The organism is Streptomyces sp. NPDC032472, assembly GCF_040636955.1.
In the GTDB taxonomy this organism is placed as follows: domain Bacteria; phylum Actinomycetota; class Actinomycetes; order Streptomycetales; family Streptomycetaceae; genus Streptomyces.
On record NZ_JBEZVK010000032.1, the window covers coordinates 14,968 to 34,649 of the forward strand.

General features: G+C 73.8%; 22 protein-coding genes. 12 read left to right on the plus strand and 10 right to left on the minus strand.

The window, feature by feature from the left end; all coding sequences use genetic code 11:
* Positions 1 to 11 precede the first annotated feature (11 nt).
* The gene (locus AB0F11_RS22095) at positions 12 to 794 is read left to right on the plus strand and encodes a putative protein N(5)-glutamine methyltransferase (RefSeq protein WP_362176302.1); all 783 of its coding nucleotides are present in this window, start codon (positions 12 to 14) and stop codon (positions 792 to 794) included.
* Positions 795 to 1,419: 625 nt separating this feature from the next.
* Positions 1,420 to 1,908 carry a hypothetical protein gene (locus AB0F11_RS22100; RefSeq protein ID WP_362176305.1) on the plus strand — a complete coding sequence of 163 codons (489 nt, stop codon included), beginning with the start codon at positions 1,420 to 1,422 and terminating at the stop codon, positions 1,906 to 1,908.
* Here AB0F11_RS22100 and AB0F11_RS22105 read toward each other — a convergent pair.
* Positions 1,896 to 2,594, minus strand: a complete 699-nt coding sequence (locus tag AB0F11_RS22105) for a TetR/AcrR family transcriptional regulator C-terminal domain-containing protein (RefSeq protein WP_362176308.1) — start codon at positions 2,592 to 2,594, stop codon at positions 1,896 to 1,898. The genes AB0F11_RS22100 and AB0F11_RS22105 overlap by 13 nt on opposite strands.
* A gap of 101 nt (positions 2,595 to 2,695) precedes the next feature.
* On the opposite strand from AB0F11_RS22105, the gene AB0F11_RS22110 reads away from it, so the two are divergent.
* Positions 2,696 to 3,442, plus strand: a complete 747-nt coding sequence (locus AB0F11_RS22110) for a DUF4386 domain-containing protein (RefSeq protein WP_362176311.1) — start codon at positions 2,696 to 2,698, stop codon at positions 3,440 to 3,442.
* Here AB0F11_RS22110 and AB0F11_RS22115 read toward each other — a convergent pair.
* Both AB0F11_RS22115 and AB0F11_RS22120 read right to left on the minus strand, forming a co-directional pair.
* Positions 3,373 to 3,960, minus strand: a complete 588-nt coding sequence (locus tag AB0F11_RS22115) for a hypothetical protein (RefSeq protein WP_362176314.1) — start codon at positions 3,958 to 3,960, stop codon at positions 3,373 to 3,375. The genes AB0F11_RS22110 and AB0F11_RS22115 overlap by 70 nt on opposite strands.
* Positions 3,961 to 3,971: 11 nt before the next feature.
* A complete protein-coding gene (locus tag AB0F11_RS22120; RefSeq protein WP_362176317.1) occupies positions 3,972 to 4,466 on the minus strand; it encodes a hypothetical protein in 495 nt (164 codons plus the stop codon).
* 128 nt (positions 4,467 to 4,594) lie between these two features.
* On the opposite strand from AB0F11_RS22120, the gene AB0F11_RS22125 reads away from it, so the two are divergent.
* The 3 genes from AB0F11_RS22125 (at position 4,595) to AB0F11_RS22135 (ending at position 6,074) form a co-directional block, all read left to right on the plus strand.
* Positions 4,595 to 4,999 carry a helix-turn-helix transcriptional regulator gene (locus tag AB0F11_RS22125; RefSeq protein ID WP_362176319.1) on the plus strand — a complete coding sequence of 135 codons (405 nt, stop codon included), beginning with the start codon at positions 4,595 to 4,597 and terminating at the stop codon, positions 4,997 to 4,999.
* Between the two features lie 23 nt (positions 5,000 to 5,022).
* On the plus strand, positions 5,023 to 5,592 hold the full coding sequence (locus AB0F11_RS22130) for a hypothetical protein (RefSeq protein ID WP_362176322.1): 570 nt from the start codon (positions 5,023 to 5,025) through the stop codon (positions 5,590 to 5,592).
* A gap of 143 nt (positions 5,593 to 5,735) precedes the next feature.
* On the plus strand, positions 5,736 to 6,074 hold the full coding sequence (locus AB0F11_RS22135) for a DUF2516 family protein (RefSeq protein ID WP_361919126.1): 339 nt from the start codon (positions 5,736 to 5,738) through the stop codon (positions 6,072 to 6,074).
* Between the two features lie 63 nt (positions 6,075 to 6,137).
* On the opposite strand, the gene AB0F11_RS22140 is transcribed toward AB0F11_RS22135, so the two are convergent.
* The 3 genes from AB0F11_RS22140 to AB0F11_RS22150 form a co-directional block, all read right to left on the minus strand.
* On the minus strand, positions 6,138 to 7,448 hold the full coding sequence (locus AB0F11_RS22140) for a PP2C family protein-serine/threonine phosphatase (protein ID WP_362176325.1): 1,311 nt from the start codon (positions 7,446 to 7,448) through the stop codon (positions 6,138 to 6,140).
* A 356-nt stretch (positions 7,449 to 7,804) separates the two neighbouring features.
* Positions 7,805 to 8,878 carry an NlpC/P60 family protein gene (locus AB0F11_RS22145; protein ID WP_362176328.1) on the minus strand — a complete coding sequence of 358 codons (1,074 nt, stop codon included), beginning with the start codon at positions 8,876 to 8,878 and terminating at the stop codon, positions 7,805 to 7,807.
* Between the two features lie 194 nt (positions 8,879 to 9,072).
* Positions 9,073 to 9,798: a class I SAM-dependent methyltransferase gene (locus AB0F11_RS22150; protein ID WP_362176481.1), complete on the minus strand. Its 726-nt coding sequence runs from the start codon at positions 9,796 to 9,798 to the stop codon at positions 9,073 to 9,075.
* A 367-nt stretch (positions 9,799 to 10,165) separates the two neighbouring features.
* Here AB0F11_RS22150 and mshA point away from each other — a divergent pair, with 367 nt between their 5' ends.
* Both mshA and AB0F11_RS22160 read left to right on the plus strand, forming a co-directional pair.
* On the plus strand, positions 10,166 to 11,536 hold the full coding sequence (gene mshA / locus AB0F11_RS22155; protein WP_362176331.1) for a D-inositol-3-phosphate glycosyltransferase: 1,371 nt from the start codon (positions 10,166 to 10,168) through the stop codon (positions 11,534 to 11,536).
* Complete coding sequence (locus AB0F11_RS22160; protein ID WP_362176334.1) at positions 11,529 to 12,017, plus strand: YbjN domain-containing protein; 489 nt, start codon at positions 11,529 to 11,531, stop codon at positions 12,015 to 12,017. Before mshA ends, AB0F11_RS22160 begins: the two co-directional genes overlap by 8 nt.
* A gap of 564 nt (positions 12,018 to 12,581) precedes the next feature.
* Here the strand turns inward: AB0F11_RS22160 and AB0F11_RS22165 are convergent.
* Complete coding sequence (locus AB0F11_RS22165) at positions 12,582 to 13,910, minus strand: MFS transporter (protein ID WP_362176338.1); 1,329 nt, start codon at positions 13,908 to 13,910, stop codon at positions 12,582 to 12,584.
* 154 nt (positions 13,911 to 14,064) lie between these two features.
* On the opposite strand from AB0F11_RS22165, the gene AB0F11_RS22170 reads away from it, so the two are divergent.
* Together AB0F11_RS22170 and AB0F11_RS22175 are read left to right on the plus strand one after the other, a co-directional pair.
* Positions 14,065 to 14,826, plus strand: a complete 762-nt coding sequence (locus tag AB0F11_RS22170) for a phosphoglyceromutase (RefSeq protein WP_362176341.1) — start codon at positions 14,065 to 14,067, stop codon at positions 14,824 to 14,826.
* 102 nt (positions 14,827 to 14,928) lie between these two features.
* Positions 14,929 to 15,321: a hypothetical protein gene (locus tag AB0F11_RS22175; RefSeq protein ID WP_362176344.1), complete on the plus strand. Its 393-nt coding sequence runs from the start codon at positions 14,929 to 14,931 to the stop codon at positions 15,319 to 15,321.
* Between the two features lie 62 nt (positions 15,322 to 15,383).
* Here the strand turns inward: AB0F11_RS22175 and AB0F11_RS22180 are convergent, their stop codons facing one another.
* Both AB0F11_RS22180 and phoU read right to left on the minus strand, forming a co-directional pair.
* Entirely contained in the window at positions 15,384 to 15,533 is a 150-nt protein-coding gene (locus AB0F11_RS22180) for a hypothetical protein (RefSeq protein WP_362176347.1), read from the minus strand.
* Between the two features lie 98 nt (positions 15,534 to 15,631).
* Positions 15,632 to 16,303: a phosphate signaling complex protein PhoU gene (phoU, locus tag AB0F11_RS22185; protein ID WP_361916154.1), complete on the minus strand. Its 672-nt coding sequence runs from the start codon at positions 16,301 to 16,303 to the stop codon at positions 15,632 to 15,634.
* A 211-nt stretch (positions 16,304 to 16,514) separates the two neighbouring features.
* Between phoU and AB0F11_RS22190 the strand changes: the two genes are divergently transcribed.
* Both AB0F11_RS22190 and AB0F11_RS22195 read left to right on the plus strand, forming a co-directional pair.
* Positions 16,515 to 17,735, plus strand: a complete 1,221-nt coding sequence (locus AB0F11_RS22190; RefSeq protein WP_362176350.1) for an ATP-binding protein — start codon at positions 16,515 to 16,517, stop codon at positions 17,733 to 17,735.
* A 36-nt stretch (positions 17,736 to 17,771) separates the two neighbouring features.
* Positions 17,772 to 18,452, plus strand: coding sequence for a response regulator transcription factor (locus AB0F11_RS22195; protein WP_007265514.1), 681 nt, complete (start codon positions 17,772 to 17,774; stop codon positions 18,450 to 18,452).
* Between the two features lie 103 nt (positions 18,453 to 18,555).
* Here the strand turns inward: AB0F11_RS22195 and AB0F11_RS22200 are convergent, their stop codons facing one another.
* The gene (locus AB0F11_RS22200; RefSeq protein ID WP_362176353.1) at positions 18,556 to 19,269 is read right to left on the minus strand and encodes a DUF461 domain-containing protein; all 714 of its coding nucleotides are present in this window, start codon (positions 19,267 to 19,269) and stop codon (positions 18,556 to 18,558) included.
* Positions 19,270 to 19,682 lie beyond the last annotated feature (413 nt).

The window sequence follows — 19,682 nt, forward strand, 5'->3', positions numbered from 1 at the left end:
GAGGGGTGGGGATGGCTTCGATGACATCGGTGGTGGACGCGCTGCGCGCGGCGGGCTGCGTCTTCGCGGAGGAGGAGGCCGAACTGCTGGTCGCGGCCGCGCAGGACGACGCCCACCTGGCGGCCCTGGTGGCCCGCCGGGCCGACGGCGAGCCGCTGGAACACGTCGTCGGCTGGGCAGAGTTCTGCGGGCTGCGGATGCGGGTGGGGGCGGGGGCGTTCGTACCGCGCCGGCGCACCGAGTTCCTGGTGCACGAGGCAGTGGCGCTGGCGGCCGGTCGGCCCGGCGCGGTGGTGCTGGACCTGTGCTGCGGGGTGGGCGCCCTCGGCGCGGCCGTCGCGGCGCAGCTGGGCGCCGGGGTGGAGCTGCACGTGGCGGACATCGACCCGGCGGCGCTGGCGTACGCGCGGCTGAACGTGGCTCCGTACGGGGGCCTCGTCCACCAGGGCGACCTGTACGAGGCGTTGCCGGAGGGGCTGCGGGGGCGGGTGGACGTGCTGGTGGTCAATGCGCCGTACGTGCCGACGGGGGAGATCCCGCTGCTGCCGGGGGAGGCCCGCGACCACGAGCCGCTCGTCTCGCTGGACGGCGGGCAGGACGGGCTGGACGTCCACCGCCGGGTCGCGGCGGGCGCCCTGCCGTGGCTGGCGCCGGGCGGGCACCTGCTGATCGAGACCAGCGCCCACCAGGCCACCCGCACGGCCGGCGCCCTGGCCGCAGCGGGCCTGGCTCCCCGCACGACGACCTCGGAGACCTTCCACGCCACGGTGACCACAGCCACCCGCCCCGCGTAGCCCCCCCGGCTTTCGACCCGGGTCCGGCACCACCAGCCCCATCGGCTTTCGAAGCCGGGGTCCGGCCACTCCAGCCTCGCCGGCGTTTGAGGCGCGGGTCCGGGCCGGTGCCCGGTGCCCGGCGGAGCCGGGTTCCTTGGGACGCCGCCCCAAACCCCGCGCCTCGAACGCCGGCGAGGCTGGGATTGCAGGCCCCCCGGTCCCAGGCGTCGGCGGAGCCGGCTGGGCTTCTGGGGTGCTGCCCCAAACCCCGCGCCTCAAACGCGGCGAGGCTGGAGTGGCCGACCTCCCGCTTCGAAGGCAGGTTGCGCCGACCGGCCCCGGTTGGCCACCGGCAGGCGTTCGAAGGCCGCGGTCCGGCGCTGGAATGGCCCACCCCCGCTCCCAAGGCAGGCGGCGCCGAGCCGGCCCCGGTCGGCTGCCCCTGGGCTTTCGAAGCCGGGGTCGGCACGTTCAGCCTCGCCGGCGTTTGAGGCGCGGGTCCGGGCCGGTGAGCCCGGTGCCCGGCGGAGCCCGGGGTCCCCCGTGCGGGGGAGGGTGGCTTCGGGGGCTCCTCCAAGGGCATAGCGCGAAGCCCGCCGCGCGGCCGACGCCCCGCGCCCAACCCCGCGGCACGCTGGACCGCATGACGCTTCCTCAGGCCGAACACCCCGCCGCGCCCGCACCCCGCTGGACGGTGTGGGCCGCGCATGCCGTGGCCCTGGTGACGCTGCCGTCCGGCATCTGGCGGCTGCTGCTCGCGGCCGGGTTCACGGCCGGGTACACCGAGGCCGGCTACGCTGCCGCCGGCATACCCGGCTGGGGCCGCCTGTACGTCGTCTGCCTCAGCATCGGCACCGAGCTGCTGGCCCTGCTCACCCTCGCACTGGTGCGGCCGCTCCCGCGGTGGCGCGGCCGGCGGGTCCCGCCGCGGGCCGTCACGGCCGTGGCGGGCGCGGGGGCCGCGGCCCTGGCCGTCGCCTGGACCCCGTTCGCCCTGTGGTGGACGCTGCCGCACCCGGACATGACCCCGCTCGGCGCCACCGTGGCGGGATTCCTCTACCTCCCCCTGGTCGCCTGGGCCCCGCTGCTGGCCGCGGTGACGGTCTCGTACCGCCGCCGTCACCGCGGCTGAGAGCTCCAGCCCTGCGCGTGGAGGCGTTCGATCCCGTCGAGGAGGAGGTCGAGGGCGAACTCGAACTCGAAGCGGTCGTCGCAGCCCTGGCCGCCCACGACCGACCCGGCGTCGTGCGCCCGGGAGGCCACGATCCCGGCGATGTGCGGATACCGGGCGGCGAGCAGGGCCGCCTGCTGCTCCTGCTGCTCCTGCTGCTCGGCTTCCGTACCGGCGGGCAGCAGCTCCTGCGTGAACCCCCACACCCGGCTGCCCAGCGCATGCATCGCGTGGTGCGTGAGGTCGGCGCTGAGCCCGCCGGCGAGGAACAGCCCGATGACGCCGTCCAGATGGGCGAGCGCCCCGGGCGTCGGCCCGCTCCGCGACCCGATGACCTGCGGGGCCCACGGGTGGCGCAGCAGCACCTCCCGGGCCGACAGCAGCCGCCCCCGTACGGCCGCCTTCCAGGCGGCGCCGCCCGGCGTCGGGCCGATCTCCGCGAGGACCGCGTCGAGCATGCCGTCGAGGAGCTCCTCCTTGTTGGCCACGTGCTTGTACAGCGCCATCGGCACGACGCCGAGCTCCTGCGCGAGGCTGCGCATGCTCAGCGCATCGATCCCGGACCCGTCGGCGAACGCGACGGCGGCCCGCAGGACCCGGTCCCTGCTGAGGGGCGTGCGGCGCCCGCCGCTGCTCTGCCCGGTCATCTCCCCAGCCCCTCCCGCTCCTTGACGAGTGTACGCCGTACACCCTACCGTGGCGCCGTCGGTGTACGCCGTACACCTCATGTCGCAGCGAAGGAGCGCCCATGACCGCCCCGCCCCCGAGAAGGCTCGCGACCGCCGCGGGCCTGTGCTTCCTACTCACCCACGTCGCCTCGATCGGCGGCCTCGTCCTGTACGGCCCCCTCCTGCACGACGCGGCCTACGTCACCGGCGCCGGCCCGGACACCCGCGTCCTGCTGGGCGCCCTGTGCGAGGTGGTGCTCGCCCTGGCGGTCGTCGGCACGGCCCTCGCCCTGTACCCCGCCGCCCGCCGGTACGGCGAAGGCGCCGCGGTGGGCTACCTGGGCCTGCGCACGCTCGAGGCGGCCGTCATCTGCGTCGGCATCGTCGCCCTCCTCGCGGTCACGACCCTGCGCGCCAGTCCGCCGCAGGCAGGGACTCCGGACGCGCTCCTGGTGGCCGGCCGGGCCCTGGTGGCGGTCCACGACTGGACGTTCCTGCTCGGCCCGAACTTCGTCCTGGGCGCCAACACGACGCTGGTCGCCCACCTGATGTACCGCTCGCGGCTGGTGCCGCGCCCCGTCGCCGTCCTCGGCCTGGTCGGCGGCCCGCTGATCTTCGCCTCGGCGGTCGCGGTCCTGTTCGGCGCCTACGCACAGCTCTCGGCCTGGGGCTCCCTGGCCGCCCTGCCGGTCTTCGCCTGGGAGCTGGCCCTGGCGGTCCGCCTCCTCGCCAGGGGCTTCACGCCGCCCCCCGCCCCTCACACGGTGACGACCTCGACGCCGGCCGCGAGCATCCGCGCGACGAGCTCCTCGGCCAGCCCCGGGTGACAGACCGCCAGCTCCATGCCGGGGTCCCCCTTCAGCACGATCACGTACCCGCTGCCGGTGTCCTCCAGCCGCCACGCGTCCCGCTCGGTGGTCCACAGGGCGGCGTACGCCTCGATGTCGACCTCCGGCCCGTCGGACGGCGGCTCCACGCGCAGCGTGACCGAGGGCAGCGGGCGGGCCGGGTCGGCGTTGCCGAGCCGGAGCCCGGGGTGCGGGCCCTCCCCGAGCGCCTCGACCACCTCGGCGGCGGGGTAGCCGAGCAGGTCGATGTCGCCGAGCACGACGGGAACGCCCCTCCCCGCCAGGGTCACGGCCTCCAGCCCCGCCCCGCCGCCCGGCCGGGCGGTCACCTCGACCCCGCCCCACCGCACCCGGTACGCCCACGGCCCCCCGGCAGCATCCCGGACCGCCCCGAGCCGGCCGAGCACCTCCCGCACCTCGTCCGGCCCCGCCCCGAACCCCAGCACCCCGGCCCCACCGGGCAACCCCACCCCGACCCCGGGCAACAGCTCGAACATCCGCCGACGCCCTACAGCGACATCCAGCAGTAGAGCCGCTCATCGGCGCTCCGGGCCCGCCTCGCCAGCAGGACGAGCTCTTCGGCCAGGGGCTGCATGTCTTCGCAGCGCGCTCCCTGCAGCTCCTCGGCCCGCACCCATCGGGCGACGGCGGCCGGTATGTCGCAGTCGCGCACCCCTGCCAGGGCGTCCCGTGCCGGAAGGTGGAGTTCTGACACCCACGGCCCCGTCACCCAGGGGTCGTCATCGTCCGCAGGGCCGTCCGGGTCGGGGCTCGGGGACGCCGGCCACACGGTCGTCTCCTCCACCAGATCCACCCGCCACTCGACCTGGCGGATGGCGGCGATCAGCTGCGCGAGCACGACGGCCGGATCCACGCCCTTGGCCTCGACCCCGTCGAACACCGGCGGCTTCGTGAAGAGCGGGGACCCGCCGTCCGCCTGCTCCAGCGCCTGCACGACCGATGCGGCGTCCGCCGCGCGGAAGTAGTCGCTCAGAACGCCCATTGCTCTTCTTCTCCCTGCTCCGGCGGCTCGTCCGAGGAGTAGATCAAACTGCGCCGCGCCGCGCACCGATGGGTGCTATTGCAAGCAGGTGCTTGCAATAGTTAGCAGAGTGCGGCAGGATCGGGGCCATGGGATCGCTCAACGTCGGAAATCTCGGCGAGTACCTCCGCGAGCAGCGGCGGCACGCCCAGCTCTCGCTGCGGCAGCTGGCCGACGCGGCGGGGGTGTCGAATCCGTACCTGAGCCAGATCGAGCGCGGGCTGCGCAAGCCGAGCGCGGACATCCTCCAGCAGCTCGCCAAGGCGCTGCGCATCTCCGCCGAGACGCTCTACGTGCAGGCCGGGATCCTCGACGAGCGGGACCGGGACGAGGTGGAGACGCGGGCCGCCATACTCGCCGATCCGTCCATCAACGAGCGGCAGAAGCAGGTGCTGCTCCAGATCTACGAGTCGTTCCGCAAGGAGAACGCGGCCGAGACCGACACCGAGGCCGAGCCGGCTGCCGCGGGCGAAGAGAAGCACCACACGAACTGAACTGATCCGGGAGGACCAGCCACATGGCCATCGCCGATGACCTGAAGAAGACCCTCGCCGACCCGACCCCGCTCTACTTCGCCGCCGGCACCGCCGACATCGCGGTGGAGCAGGCCAAGAAGGTGCCCGGCCTCATCGAGCAGCTGCGCGCCGAGGCGCCCGCGCGCATCGAGGCGGTGAAGAACACCGACCCGAAGATCGTTCAGCAGAAGGCCCGGGAGGCGCAGGAGGCCGTCACGGCCAAGGTGGCCGAGGTGATCGGCGCGATCGACGCCAAGAGGATCGGCGAGACGGCCCAGGACCTGGCGCTGCGCGGGGTCGGGGTGGCCGCCGAGTACGCGGTGCGCGCCAAGGAGACCTACGACCGCGTCGCCGAGCGCGGTGAGCAGGCCGTACGGACCTGGCGCGGCGGGGTGTCGGAGGAGATCGTCGACATCGCGGTCGCGGTCGAGCCGGACCCGGCGCCCTCCGCGGCCGAGGCCTCGGCCGACGCGTCCGCCGAGGGTGAGGGCGAGGGCGGGGACAGGCCGGCCGCGCGCCGGACCACGACCCGCAAGACCCCCGCGAAGAAGGCCGCGCTCGACGAGGCCTGAGCGGCCACGGGTGACGCCTCACGGATGGCGGGCCGGGCACCTGTGCGGTGTCCGGCCCGTTGTCGTGGGGGGAAGGCCGCTCTGCCGGTAGCGTGGAGGCGGAGGGCACCAGACGTGCGACGCGTGAGAAGGCGGTCGAGTCGATGTTGATGAACGGGTTCGATAACGGGGTGCTCCCGTTGCTCGGGTTCGCCATGCTGGCGCTCGCCGTCGTGGCCTTCGTCCTCGCACTGCTGGCCCGGGAGGACGCGTACCGCGCCGCCGACAAGCAGACCAAGACGTTCTGGCTGGTCATCCTCGGGGTCACCGTGGTGGTGGACTTCTTCCTGGGGATGCTCTTCCTGCAGATCGCCGGTCTGGTGGCGACCATCGTGTTCTTCGTCGACGTCCGGCCGGCGCTCAAGCAGGTCTCGGGCGGCGGCCGGCGCCGGGGCGGCAGCAGCAGCGACGGACCGTACGGGCCCTACAACGGCGGCCGGTGACCCGGTGGCCGCTCCGGGCCCGTAGCGGCCCACGTCCGACCCGGCGACGGCCGGCGCCGGGGGTCAGGCCGCGTTGCGCGAGAGCAGGACGACGGCCACGTCGTCGGTGAGCTCGCCGCCGTTCAGACGCCGGGCTTCGGTGACGGACGCCTCCAGCAGGCCCTCGCCGCTCAGCCCGCGCGCGATGTGCCGGTTGATCATTTCGACCATCCCGTCCTGGCCGAGCCGCTCCTTGCCCTCCCCGATGCGGCCCTCGATCAGGCCGTCGGTGTAGAGCATCAGGCTCCAGGTGCCGCCCAGCTCGACCTGGCGGCGCGGCCAGCGCGCCTTGGGCAGCAGGCCGAGGGCCGGGCCGCTGTTCTCGTACGGGAGCAGGCGCGCGGGGCGGCCCGGCCTGGACACCAGCGGTGCCGGGTGGCCGGCCAGGCACAGGCCGGCGCGGCGGCCGTCGGGGGAGATGTCCACCGTGCACAGGGTCGCGAAGATCTCCTCGCAGGGGCGCTCCACCTCCAGCACCTCCTGCAGGGTGGCCAGCAGGTCGTCGCCGCACAGGCCCGCGAGGGTCAGGGCACGCCAGGCGATGCGCAGCTCGACGCCGAGGGCGGCCTCGTCGGGGCCGTGGCCGCACACGTCGCCGATCATGGCGTGGACGGTGCCGTCGGGGGTGCGGACGGTGTCGTAGAAGTCGCCGCCGAGCAGGGCGCGGCTGCGGCCGGGGCGGTAGCGGGCGGCGAAGCGGAGGTCGGAGCCCTCCAGCAGCGGGGTGGGGAGCAGGCCGCGTTCGAGGCGGGCGTTCTCCTGGGCCCGCAGTTTCGATTCTGCAAGCTTGTACTGGGCGATGTCGGCCCGCTTTCTCTCCACCGCGTAGCGGATGGCGCGGCTGAGCAGCCGGCCGTCCAGTTCGTCGCGGAAGAGGAAGTCCTGCGCGCCGACGCGCACGGCCTCGGCGGCGCGCTCGGCGTCGGCCTCGGCGGTCAGGACGAGCACCGCGTGGCGCGGGGCGAGGGCCAGGACCCGGCGGAGGGTGTCGAGCTGGTCCGCGGCGGCGGGGGCGTCGTCGTCCCCGCCCGCGGCCGAGCCGTTGGAGGCGGCGGCAGCGGCGGCCTGGGCGCGGGAGGCGGCCCCCGGTTCCGGGAGCGCCAGGTCCAGCAGGATGCAGTGGACGTCCGGGGTGAGCAGCCGTGCGGCCTCGGTGAGATTGCGGGCGGTGCGCAGCCGGATGCGGTGCCGGTCGGCGTCGAGGATCTCGGGGACGGTGAGTCCGCCGGCGGGGTCGTCCTCGATCACCAGCAGGGTCAGGGATGCCTGGGGCAGGACCGCCTGACCGCTCTCCGTGGCGGGGGTGTCCCTCTGCCGCGGTACGGGTACGGGCATCGTCTCCGGTTCCTTCCCTCCCCCCGAGGGTGCGCTCGTCCGGCCGACCCTAGCGGGCCGCGGCTGCCGAGCGGAATGGTGCTCCCGGCCGGGGACAGCGTCATATGCCGTTGTTGCGGGGGAAAATCCTCCTCGCCGAATGACCAACGTCACGGCGGGGGACGTCCTCGTCCCGCCCAGCGAGACGTTGCCCACACCCGGGCGGTTGCGTCGGGACGCCGAAGCCGGCGCCGGGCCCCCGCCCTGCGGGCACCCGGCACCCCGCTCTGCGGGCATCCGGCCTCGGCTCTGCGGGCACCCGGGCCTCGGCTCTGCGGGCATCCGGGCCCCGCCGTCGGGCTTCGGGCACCCGCCCCTTACGCGTCCGGGCGGACGATCGCCTTGATCGGCATCGAGCCGGCGCCGGCCAGGGTGACGTTGCGCCCGGGGCGCGGGGCGTGGACCATCGCGCCGTCGCCCACGTACATCCCGACGTGGCTCGCGTCGTCGAAATAGATGATCAGGTCGCCGGGCCGCATGTCCTTGATCGCGACCTTCGGCAGCAGCCGCAGCTGCTCCTGCGAGGTGCGCGGGATGCCCCGGCCGGCCGCCTTCCAGGCCTGCGAGGTCAGCCCGGAGCAGTCGTACGAGCTCGGCCCCACGGCGCCCCAGACGTACGGCTTGCCGATCTGGGCGGTGGCGAACTGCACCGCCTTCTTGCCCGCCTCCGAGGCCGAGCTGTTGATCTCCTTCAGCACGCCCGTGGAGAGCCAGGCCGTCTGCGCCTGGTACTGGGCGTCCTGCTCCAGCTGGAGCAGCCGGGCCTTCTCCTCGGCCTGGAGCTTGCTCTCCAGCTCCTCCGCCGCCTTGATCTTGGCCTCGATCTCCTTCTTCGAGGCCTCCTTCTTGACCCGGTTCGCCTCGAGCTTCTGCCATTCGGCGTTCGCGTCCTTGGCGTACTGCTGCAGGGCGGTCTGCGTCCGGTTCATCTCCGACAGCAGGTCGGTGGTGGCCTTCTCGCCCTGGCGGATCCGGTCCGCCCCGTCGAGGAACTGGCTCGGGCTGCCGCTCAGCGCCAGCCGGGCCTGGGGCGGCAGCCCGTTCGAGCGGTACTGGGCGCGCGCGGCGGCTCCGGCGCGGTTCTTCAGGGAGGTGATGCGGTCCTGGCCGGCGACGACCTGCTTGGCGATCTCGACGATCTTGTCGGACTGGGCCTTGGCCTCGCTCTCGGCCAGGTTGTAGGCGTCGGTGGCCGTGCCCGCCTGGCGGTAGAGGTCCTCGATGTCCTTGCGGACCTGCTCCAGGGACGTGGCGCCCGGTTCGGGCAGCGGCGCGGCCTGCGCCGTCCCCGTCAGGGCCGTCACCGCGAGCAGCGCCGCCGCGCACAGCAGCGTCAGGGCGGAGGCGCTGCCGCTGCTCCTGCGCCGCCGCCTCGGCTCCACGGTCCCCATGGTTCCCCCCAGATGCGAATCTGACTATTCATCAGTAACTTTCGCTGCCCTCGGGATGGTGCCACGACTCGGAGAAAACCAACACCCTCACGGGCGCTCTCCGGATCTTCCGCCCCGTCCCGGACCAGTCCCCCATATCCGGCCCGGACAGCTCAACGGTCCACCCCGGCAACCCGTTCCCCGACCGCCCACATTCACCCCTCCGGGCGCAGCGCCTCCCAACGCACCGTCAGCTCCCCCTGCCGCCACCGCTTCGGACCGTCCGTCAGCGGCCAGTCCGCCGCCAGCGCCCGCGCCGTGCGGATCCAGCGCTGCCGCGCCCCGTACGAGGCGTACGGCGCGGCCGCCGCCCAGGCCCGGTCGAAGTCCCGCAGGAACGCGTGCACCGGCTCGCCCGGCACATTGCGGTGGATCAGCGCCTTCGGCAGCCGCTCCGCCAGATCCGAGGGGCGCTCCAGGGAGCCCAGCCGGGTCGCGAACGTCACCGTGCGCGCTCCCTCGGGCCCCAAGGCGACCCACACGTGCCGCCGCCCGATCTCGTCGCAGGTGCCCTCCACCAGCAACCCCTCCGGCGCCAGCCGGGCACACAGCCGCTCCCAGACCGCCGCCACCTGCTCCTCGTCGTACTGGCGCAGCACGTTCGCCGCGCGGATCAGCGCCGGCCGCGCCCCACCCTCCAGCGGCACCTCGAACCCGCCGTGCCGGAACGCGAGCCCCTCGCGCTCGTACGGCTTCGCCGCCGCGACCCGCGCCGGCTCGATCTCGATGCCGACCACCCGCACCCCCGGCGCCGCCTCCCGCAGCCGCGCCAGCAGCTCCACCGCCGTCCACGGCGCCGCCCCGTAGCCCAGGTCCACCGCCACCGGCGCCTGCGCGCGCCGCAGCGCCGGGCCGTGCACCGCCGCGATCCAGCGGTCCATGCGGCGCAGCCGGTTCGGGTTCGTCGTACCGCGCGTCACCGTCCCCACCGGGCGGCCCTGGCCGCCGCCGCGGCCGCTGCGGCCCGTGCCGCCGGTACGTGCCGGGGGCGAAGTGGAGTGCTGGGACATGCGCCGAGCGTAAGCGGAGGGCACCCACCGCAGGAAAACCGGGCAGATCACGAAGGAAAAATCCGCCCCGGCCGGAATGCGCGGGGCGGCCGTCCGGGTTGCACTCCTAGAAGAGCGCCCGGTGCGCCCCGTCGGCATGCCCGCGCATGCCGCGCCCGTGGTCGCCGTCGTCAGCAAGCCGTAAGCCAGCCGTCCGCAAGTCGTCCGAAAGTCGCCCGAGCGAGAGGAACTGCTCCCCTTGAGCCAGTACGTGTCCCGCCTCGGCGGCCGGATCGCCGCCGTCCGCGGCACCCGCCACGACGCGCCCCGCCTGCGCATCCCGGCCGTCGGCCACCACCGCAAGCCGCGGCGCGTCGCCATGCTCAGCGTGCACACCTCGCCCCTGCACCAGCCCGGGACCGGCGACGCCGGCGGGATGAACGTCTACATCGTCGAACTGGCCAAGCGCCTCGCCGCGATCAACATCGACGTCGAGATCTTCACCCGCGCCACCGAGGGCGGCCTGCCGCCCGCCGTCGAGCTCGCCCCCGGCGTCCTCGTCCGGCACGTCGACGCCGGCCCCTACGAAGGCCTCGCCAAGGAGGAGCTCCCCGCCCAGCTGTGCGCCTTCACCCACGGCGTGATGCAGGCCTGGGCCGGCCACCGCCCCGGCCACTACGACCTCGTCCACTCCCACTACTGGCTCTCCGGCCACGTCGGCTGGCTCGCCGCCCAGCGCTGGGGCGTCCCCCTCGTCCACGCCATGCACACCATGGCCAAGGTCAAGAACGCCGCCCTCGCCGAGGGCGACACCCCCGAACCGCCCGCCCGCGTCATCGGCGAGACCCAGATCGTCGCCGCCGCCGACCGGCTCATCGCCAACACCACCGAGGAGGCCGAGGAGCTGGTCCGGCACTACGACGCCGACCCCGGCAAGGTCGCCGTCGTCCACCCCGGCGTGAACCTCGACCGCTTCACCGTCGGCGACGGCCGCGCCGCCGCCCGCGCCCGCCTCGGCCTGCCGCAGGACGCCGTCATACCGCTCTTCGCCGGCCGGATCCAGCCGCTCAAGGCCCCCGACGTCCTGCTGCGCGCGGTCGCCGAGCTCGTCGGCCAGGACCCCTCGCTGCGCCGCCGCCTCTTCGTCCCCGTCGTCGGCGGCCCCAGCGGCAGCGGCCTCGCCAAGCCCGAGGGCCTGCAGAAGCTCGCCGCCCGGCTCGGCATCGCCGACCTCGTGCACTTCCATCCGCCCGTCGCCCAGGACCGGCTGGCGGACTGGTTCCGGGCGGCGTCCGTGCTGGTCATGCCGTCCTACAGCGAGTCCTTCGGGCTCGTCGCGATCGAGGCCCAGGCCACCGGCACGCCCGTACTGGCCGCGGAGGTCGGCGGGCTGCCCGTCGCCGTCAACGACGGCGTCACCGGCATACTCGTCCCCGGCCACGACCCGGTCGACTACGCCCGCGAGCTGCGGCGCTTCGTCGACGACCCCGGGCTCAGCGCGCGCATGGGCGGCGAGGCCGCACGGCACGCCGGGTTCTTCGGCTGGGACACCGCCGCCGGCGGCACGGCCGACGTGTACACCGCGGCCATGCATGATCACCGCCGTCGCGTACGCTCCCACCATGGCTGACACCGCCGCGATCATCGAGAGCGCGCTCCACGGCGCGGAACTGAGCTGGGAGAGCCCCGAGCCGGGGGCGTACGTCGTCCAGCTGCCCGGCACGCGCAAGCTGTCCACGACCTGCTCGCTCAAGATCGGCCGGCACTCGCTGTCGATCAACGCATTCGTCATCCGGCACCCGGACGAGAACGAGGCCGGCGTCCACCGGTGGCTGCTGGAACGCAACCTGAAGCTGTACGGGATGGCGTACGCGGTGGACCGCCTCGGCGACATCTACGTCACGGCCCGCCTCCCGCTGTCGGTGGTCACCCCGGAGGACCTGGACCGGCTGCTGGGCACGGTCCTCGAAGCCGCCGACGGCGCCTTCAACACGCTGCTGGAGCTGGGTTTCGCGAGCGCGATCCGGCGGGAGTACGAGTGGCGGGTCGCCCGCGGCGAATCCACCCGCAACCTGGACGCCTTCCGCCACCTGACCCAGCCGACCCCCTAACCCCGACCTCCGGCCGCCCCCGCCCGTCTGCGGGCAGTGGGTGGCTGGTCGCGCAGTTCCCCGCGCCCCTGGGGTGTCCGGCGGTCCTCGCTCGTCTGCGGGCAGTGGGTGGCTGAGCGCGCAGTTCCCCGCGCCCCTGGGGTGTCCGGCGGTCCTCGCTCGTCTGCGGGCAGTGGGTGGCTGAGCGCGCAGTTCCCCGCGCCCCTGGGGGTCCGGCCGTCCCCGTTCGTCTGCGGGCAGTGCGGGGCTGAGCGCGCAGTTCCCCGCGCCCCTGGGGCTGGCGGTGCCTGGTCGTCTGCGGGGCGTGTGTGGTTCCTCGCGCCCCTGGCGGGGGTCCCGGGGCCGCATGAAAACCGGCCGCACCCAACGGATCAGGGCAGCACCCCCAGGGGCGCGGGGAACTGCGCGAGCAACCACGCACGGCCCGCACGTGACGGACTGGGGGAGGCCCCCCAGGGGCGCGGGGAACTGCGCGAGCAACCACGCACGGCCCGCACCCGACGGACTGGAAGAGGCCTCAGGGGCGCGGGGAACTGCGCGAGTGGCCGGACGCGGGCCGCGGGGCTAGGGCTGGGTGGCCGGAGCCGGAGCCGGAGCCGGAGCCGGAGCCGGAGCCGGGGCCGAGGCCGGGGCTTCGGCAGTGGTGGGCGGGGGGCCCGCGGCGGCGAAGGGGCTCGGCTCGTGGGGGAGGCGGCGCATCAGGAGCCAGTAGCCCACCGCCGTCACGGTGCCCAGGACACCGGTGGCGCCCCACAGCCACGCCGCCCCGAACCGGTCGATCACCTGCCCCGCCGTCAGCGGCGCGACCAGCGACGCCACCGACCAGGACATCGTGTACACCCCCTGGTACCGCCCCCGCCCCCGCACCGGAGACAGCCGCACCACCAGCCCCATCTGCGTCGGCGAGTTCACGATCTCCGCCAGCGTCCACACGCCCACCGTCAGCGCGTACGCCCACAGCGACCCCGCGAACGCCGTCAGCGCGAACCCGTACCCCGCCAGCAGCGCCGAGACCACCAGCAGCATCTGCGGGTCCCGGTGCTCGATGAACCGGGTGACGGGGATCTGCAGGGCCACGATCAGCAGCCCGTTCACCGCGATCGCCAGACCGTAGTCCCCCGGCGAGAACCCCGCGGCCCCCATCGCCACCGGCAGCCCGACCGACCCCTGCGTGAAGATCAGCGAGATCAGGAACGAGAGCCCGACCACACCCATGAACCGCCCGTCGCGCAGCACGCTCCCGAGCCCCACCGCCGGCTCGGCGAGGGCGCCGCCGCCACCCGCCGCCCCGGCCGCCTCCGGCCGGGACTCCGGCAGCTTCACGTACACCAGCACCGCACACAGCAGCGTCAGCGCCGCCTCACCGAGGAACCCGGCGAGGTAGCTGTACTCGGCGACCAGCCCCGCCGCCATCGCGCTGATCGCGAAGCCCAGGTTGATCGCCCAGTAGTTCAGCGCGAAGGCCCGCACCCGGTCCTCGGGCCGGACGATGTCGGCCATCATCGCGGACACCGCCGGCCGCGAGGCGTTCGAGGCCATGCCCACCAGCAGCGCCACCGCGGCGATCGCCGCCGGATGCTCCATGAACCCCAGCAGCGCCACCGACAGCGCGGTCGAGACGTTCGCCGCCATCAGCGTCGGGCGCCGCCCCAGCCGGTCGGTCATCACCCCCGCCACCAGCGCGGAGACCACGCCGCCCAGCCCGTGCAGGGCCGCGACCAGTCCCGCGAACGAGGCCGAGTAGCCCCGCTCCAGCGTCAGGTACAGGGTCATGAAGGTGGCGACGAAGGCGCCGAGCCGGTTGACCAGCGTGCTCGTCCACAGCCACCAGAACTCCCGTGGCAGCCCCGCCACGCTCTCGCGCAACGCACGTCTCAGACTTCCCACGGACATACGGAATCCCCCCGGCGATGTAAGTGGCCCTGCTGCCTCCCGCACCCTACGATCACCGGCCGCCCCAGGCCACCGGATTGACGCCCGGCGTCAATCCACCGGCCCCCCGGGCACCGCGCGCAGCGGCCCCGGCGCGTCCATTAGGCTCGGACGCATGGCCGACGCACCGTACAAGCTGATCCTCCTCCGCCACGGCGAGAGCGAGTGGAACGCCAAGAACCTGTTCACCGGCTGGGTGGACGTCAACCTCAACGAGAAGGGCGAGAAGGAGGCGGTCCGCGGCGGTGAGCTGCTCAAGGACGCCGGCCTGCTCCCCGATGTCGTGCACACCTCGCTCCAGAAGCGCGCCATCCGCACCGCGCAGCTGGCCCTCGAGGCCGCCGACCGCCACTGGATCCCCGTCCACCGCTCGTGGCGCCTGAACGAGCGCCACTACGGCGCCCTCCAGGGCAAGGACAAGGCCCAGACCCTCGCCGAGTTCGGCGAGGAGCAGTTCATGCTGTGGCGCCGCTCGTACGACACCCCGCCGCCGGCCCTCGAGGACGGCACCGAGTTCTCCCAGTCCGAGGACCCGCGCTACGCCTCCATCCCGCCGGAGCTGCGCCCGCGCACCGAGTGCCTCAAGGACGTCGTCGTCCGCATGCTCCCGTACTGGTACGACGCGATCGTCCCGGACCTCCTCGACGGCCACACCGTCCTGGTCGCCGCGCACGGCAACTCCCTGCGCGCCCTGGTCAAGCACCTCGACGGCATCTCCGACGCCGACATCGCGGGCCTGAACATCCCGACCGGCATCCCGCTCTCCTACGAGCTCGACGCCGACTTCAAGCCCCTGACGCCGGGCGGCACCTACCTCGACCCGGAGGCCGCCGCGGCCGCCATCGAGGCCGTCAAGAACCAGGGCAAGAAGAAGTAACAGAGGACAGTCGTCAGTCGAGGCCCCTGCCGGCGGTGCATCCCGCCGGAGCAGGGGCCTTTGGCGTTGGCGTACGGGCGGCGGGCTGACAGGATCTTCGGCATGGGGGTGCCGACGGGGATGCGGAACATACGGAAAACGGTCAACCGGGTGTGCGGGGGAGTCTGCGTCGCGGCGCTGGTCGCCGTCTTCGGCTTCGCGCTCATCGAGGACTGGCGGCTGCTGCACATACGGGCCGGCGACTGCCTGACCGGCGCGGCGCAGGAGGACCCCGACCCGGTCGGGTGCGCGGAGCCCGCGGCCCGCGAGGTGGTGCTCCGCGTGTTCGAGGGGGAGCTCGACCGCGGCATGTGCGAGGGGGTGCCCGGGGCGGAGCGGTCCTACGTGGTGGAGGCCCATGCGTCCCCCGACTGGAACGTCGTCTGCACGGCCCCGCGCGACGGCGCGGGCGGGGCGGGCGGGGCGGGCCGCGCGGGCCACGGCCGGCAGGTGTGACGTGGGGCCCCGGCCGGGCGCTGCCCGGGCCGGGGCCCCACGTGTTACGCGCGACGGCGCCGTCACCCGCCACACTGGCAGGGGGCGCCGGACTGGCAGCCGCAGCCGCAGCCCGAGCCGCAGCCGCAGGCCGCGAGCAGCGGCAGGCGCAGCGGCTGCGGCGTCGGCGGCTGCTCGTGCTCCGGGGTGACGGGGACGGGGGATTCGGGCATGGATCCTCCTCGCAGGCGGTGTACGGGGGGTAGGCGCACGTACTGCCTCGCCCTCATTCATGCCCAGCCGCACCGGCGCGTCAACGGCGCACTGGGGCTCAGACCGGCTCGGTCGGCTGCTGCAGCTCGTCCGCGTGCTCGCCCGTCACCAGGTACACCACGCGCTTGGCCACCGAGACCGCGTGGTCGGCGAACCGCTCGTAGTAGCGGCCCAGCAGCGTCACGTCCACGGCCGTCTCGATGCCGTGCTTCCAGCGGTCGTCCATCAGGTGCTGGAACAGCGTGCGGTGCAGCTGGTCCATCTCGTCGTCGTCCGTCTCCAGCTGCAGCGCCAGGTCGACGTCCTTGGTGATGATCACCTCGGCGGCCTTGGCCATCAGGCGCTGAGCCAGCTGCCCCATCTCCAGGATGGTCGCGTGCAGGTCCCGCGGGACGGCCGTGTCCGGGAAGCGCAGCCGGGCCAGCTTGGCCACGTGCTGGGCCAGGTCCCCGGAGCGCTCCAGGTCGGCGCTCATGCGCAGCGACGTGACGACGATGCGCAGGTCGGTGGCGACCGGCTGCTGGCGGGCCAGCAGCGCGATGGCGCGGGCCTCCAGGTCGTGCTGGAGGTCGTCGATCTTCTGGTCGGCCGCGATGACGCTCTCGGCGAGCTTCAGGTCGGCGTCGAGCATGGACGTCGTGGCCCGCCCGATGGCGGAGCCGACCAGCCGGGCCATCTCGACGAGGCCCTCCCCGATCGAGTCCAGTTCCTCGTGGTACGCGTCACGCATGGGTGTCCCTCTCTTGACCTACTGCGCTGGTGCCCGGGGCCCGGGCCGGTGCGGCCTATGCCCCACGGTGCCACGGTGAGCGGCGAACGCGTCCGACTCCGGCACCCGAAGTGAATCAACTCCGTCGTCACGGTGAACTCTGGGCGACGACTGTTCGAGGTGCCACCCGAACGGCTGTGGAAGTGCTCTTGAGCCTGCTTAACCTGGACACATGGACGTGAACGCGGCGGTCGCCGCAGCTGCAGCGATCGCCGGTGTCTGCACCGGCGTCATCGCGATGCTGGCGTTCCGCTGGAGCGAGCGCGACCAGGCCCGCCCCACCCGGAGCTCCATGCGCCCCGACATCAACGCGGTGCTCCCGCCCGGCGTCGACACCGTCCTGTCCGTGCTCCGCTCCTCCGCCGTCGTCCTCGACGAGGGCGACGCCGTCGTCAAGGCCAGCTCCGCCGCGTACGCCCTCGGGCTCGTCCGCGGCGGCAAGCTCGCGGTGGAACCCATGCTCCACATGGCCCGCGACACCCGCCGCGACGGCGAGATACGCCAGGTCGAGCTCGACCTGCCCCGGCGCGGCACCGGCCGCGGCGAGGCCCTCGCGGTCTCGGCGCGCGTCGCCCCGCTCGGCTCCCGGCTCGTGCTGCTGCTGGTGGAGGACCTCACCGAGGCCCGCCGCATCGAAGCCGTGCGCCGGGACTTCGTCGCGAACGTCTCGCACGAGCTGAAGACCCCGGTCGGCGCGATCTCCCTGCTGTCCGAGGCCGTCATGGACGCCGCGGACGACCCCGAGGCGGTCAGCCGCTTCGCCGGCCGCATGCAGATCGAGGCCACCCGCCTGATCAACCTCGTCCAGGAGCTCATCGACCTCTCCCGGGTCCAGAACGACGACCCCCTGGAGGACGCCGAGCCCGTCCGCGTGGACACGCTCGTCGCCGAGGCCATCGACCGCTGCCGCCACACCGCCTCGTCCAAGCAGATCACCATGGCCTCCGGCGGCACCGCCGACCTGTTCGTCTGGGGCAACCGCGGCCAGCTCGCCGCCGCGCTGGGCAACCTCGTCGAGAACGCCGTCAACTACAGCCCCGCCCGCACCCGCGTCGGCATCGCCGCGCGCCGGGTCACCGCCCCCGGCGGCGACCTGATCGAGCTCGCCGTGACCGACCAGGGCATCGGCATCCCCGAGAAGGACCGCGAGCGCATCTTCGAACGCTTCTACCGCGTCGACCCGGCCCGCTCCCGCGCGACCGGCGGAACCGGACTGGGCCTTGCGATCGTGAAGCATGTCGCGGCCTCCCACGGCGGGGAGGTCTCCGTGTGGAGCTCCGAGGGTCAGGGCTCCACCTTCACCCTGCGGCTCCCGGAATCGGCCGCCCCCTCGGACCGGCCCGCCCCCGCGGCGGAACCGGCCCCCGCCCCCAGCCACCCGACCCCAGCCTGAACCAGAACCAGCCATCCCTGCCCCGGAGGTCCTTCCGTGACCCGAGTGCTCGTCGTCGAGGATGAGGAATCCTTCAGCGACGCCCTGTCCTACATGCTCCGCAAGGAGGGCTTCGAGGTCGCGATCGCCGCGACCGGGCCCGACGGGCTCGACGAGTTCGAGCGCAACGGCGCCGACCTCGTCCTCCTCGACCTGATGCTGCCGGGCCTGCCCGGCACGGAGGTCTGCCGGCAGCTGCGCGGCCGCTCCAACGTCCCCGTGATCATGGTGACGGCCAAGGACAGCGAGATCGACAAGGTCGTCGGGCTGGAAATAGGAGCCGACGACTACGTCACCAAGCCCTTCTCCTCGCGGGAGCTGGTCGCCCGCATCCGCGCGGTCCTGCGCCGCCGCGGCGAGCCGGAGGAGGTCACCCCGGCCGCCCTGGAGGCGGGCCCGGTGCGCATGGACGTCGACCGGCACGTGGTCACCGTCGCCGGAGCAAAGGTGGACCTCCCGCTCAAGGAGTTCGACCTGCTGGAGATGCTGCTGCGCAACGCGGGCCGCGTACTGACCCGCATGCAGCTGATCGACCGGGTCTGGGGCGCGGACTACGTGGGCGACACCAAGACCCTCGACGTGCACGTCAAGCGCCTGCGCGCCAAGATCGAGCCGGACCCGGGCGCCCCGCGCTACCTGGTCACGGTCCGCGGCCTCGGCTACAAGTTCGAGCCCTAAGCCCCCCTGGCCCCTGCTCAGGGGGCGTGCAGCCACGGGAAGGGCCCCGTCCGCATCGGCGGACGGGGCCCTTCCCGTACGTACTTCGCTGTGCTGCCCGGGCTCAGTGGCCGGCGGCGTGCGAGGCCGAGGCCGACGGCGAGCCCGCCGGGGTGGCGCCCGCGGCGGGGGAGCCCGACGCGGCGGGGCTCGCACCGGCGGCCGGGGAGCCGGACGGGGACGCGGCCGGGGACGCGGCCGGGGAGCCCGACGGCGCGGCGGCGGGGCTGCCCGAGGCGGAGGGGCCGGCGGCCGGGGCCTCGGTCGGGCCGAAGCCGGCGTACAGGCCGGTGTTCGGGACGACGAGCGCAGCGAGCTCGACGTCGCCGGTGTTGCTCAGCTGGAAGACGACCTTCTGGGCGTCGCCGTTCTTCACGGCCTCGTTGCCGCCCTCGATCACGGCGGACGCGTTGCCCTTGCCGCCGATGACGACGGAGCCGCCGGCCGGTACGACGACCTTGCCCGCGCCGCCCTCGGAACCCTTGAGCGTGACCTTGGCCTTGCCGCCCGGCAGGGTGATCGCGTCGATGGTCTGCGGCTTGTCGCCCTGGTTGAAGACCGTCGCGGAGACGACCGCGGGGCCGCCCTTCTTGTCCTTGCCGCCCTGGGTGATCACCAGCGCGTTCTGGACCTTGATGTCGCCCTTGGTGACGGCGGCGTTGTCCGGCTTGATCTGGAGCGTCTGCGCGTCGCTGCCCGCACCGCATGCGGCCAGCGAGGCGATCGAGAACACGACGGCGGTGGCGGCGAGGGCGCCGCGTCGAAGGCTGCGGCTCACGGCGGCGGCAACTCCTTGGACGTACGGAACGGAAGGATGGCGGCCTCGGGGCGGTTGAGGTAAAGCCGCCCTAAGGGTGTGTCAGCGCGCTTAGGTTACCGAGCCGCCGCCCCGCCCCCGCACCCGACCCTCCGCAGCGCACGGGCGGCCCTGCGCCGCCCCCGCGATCTTCCATTCCGCATGCTCTTCGCCCTGGTCTTCGCCACGGCCCTCGCCGTGCTCTTCCCCGTGCTCTTCCCCGTGGTGTTCGCCGGTGCCCGCGCCCGCCCTCGTGCCCCGTTCACATGCCATCCGCATATCACCCTCCCGGGGGCCTGTGATCAATTCCGGGATTCCTTCGAACGGCTCTCCGTGATCAATTCCAGGATTGGGCCGGAACCGCTCCGTACGGGTGGCCCCCAGTCGAACGGAGT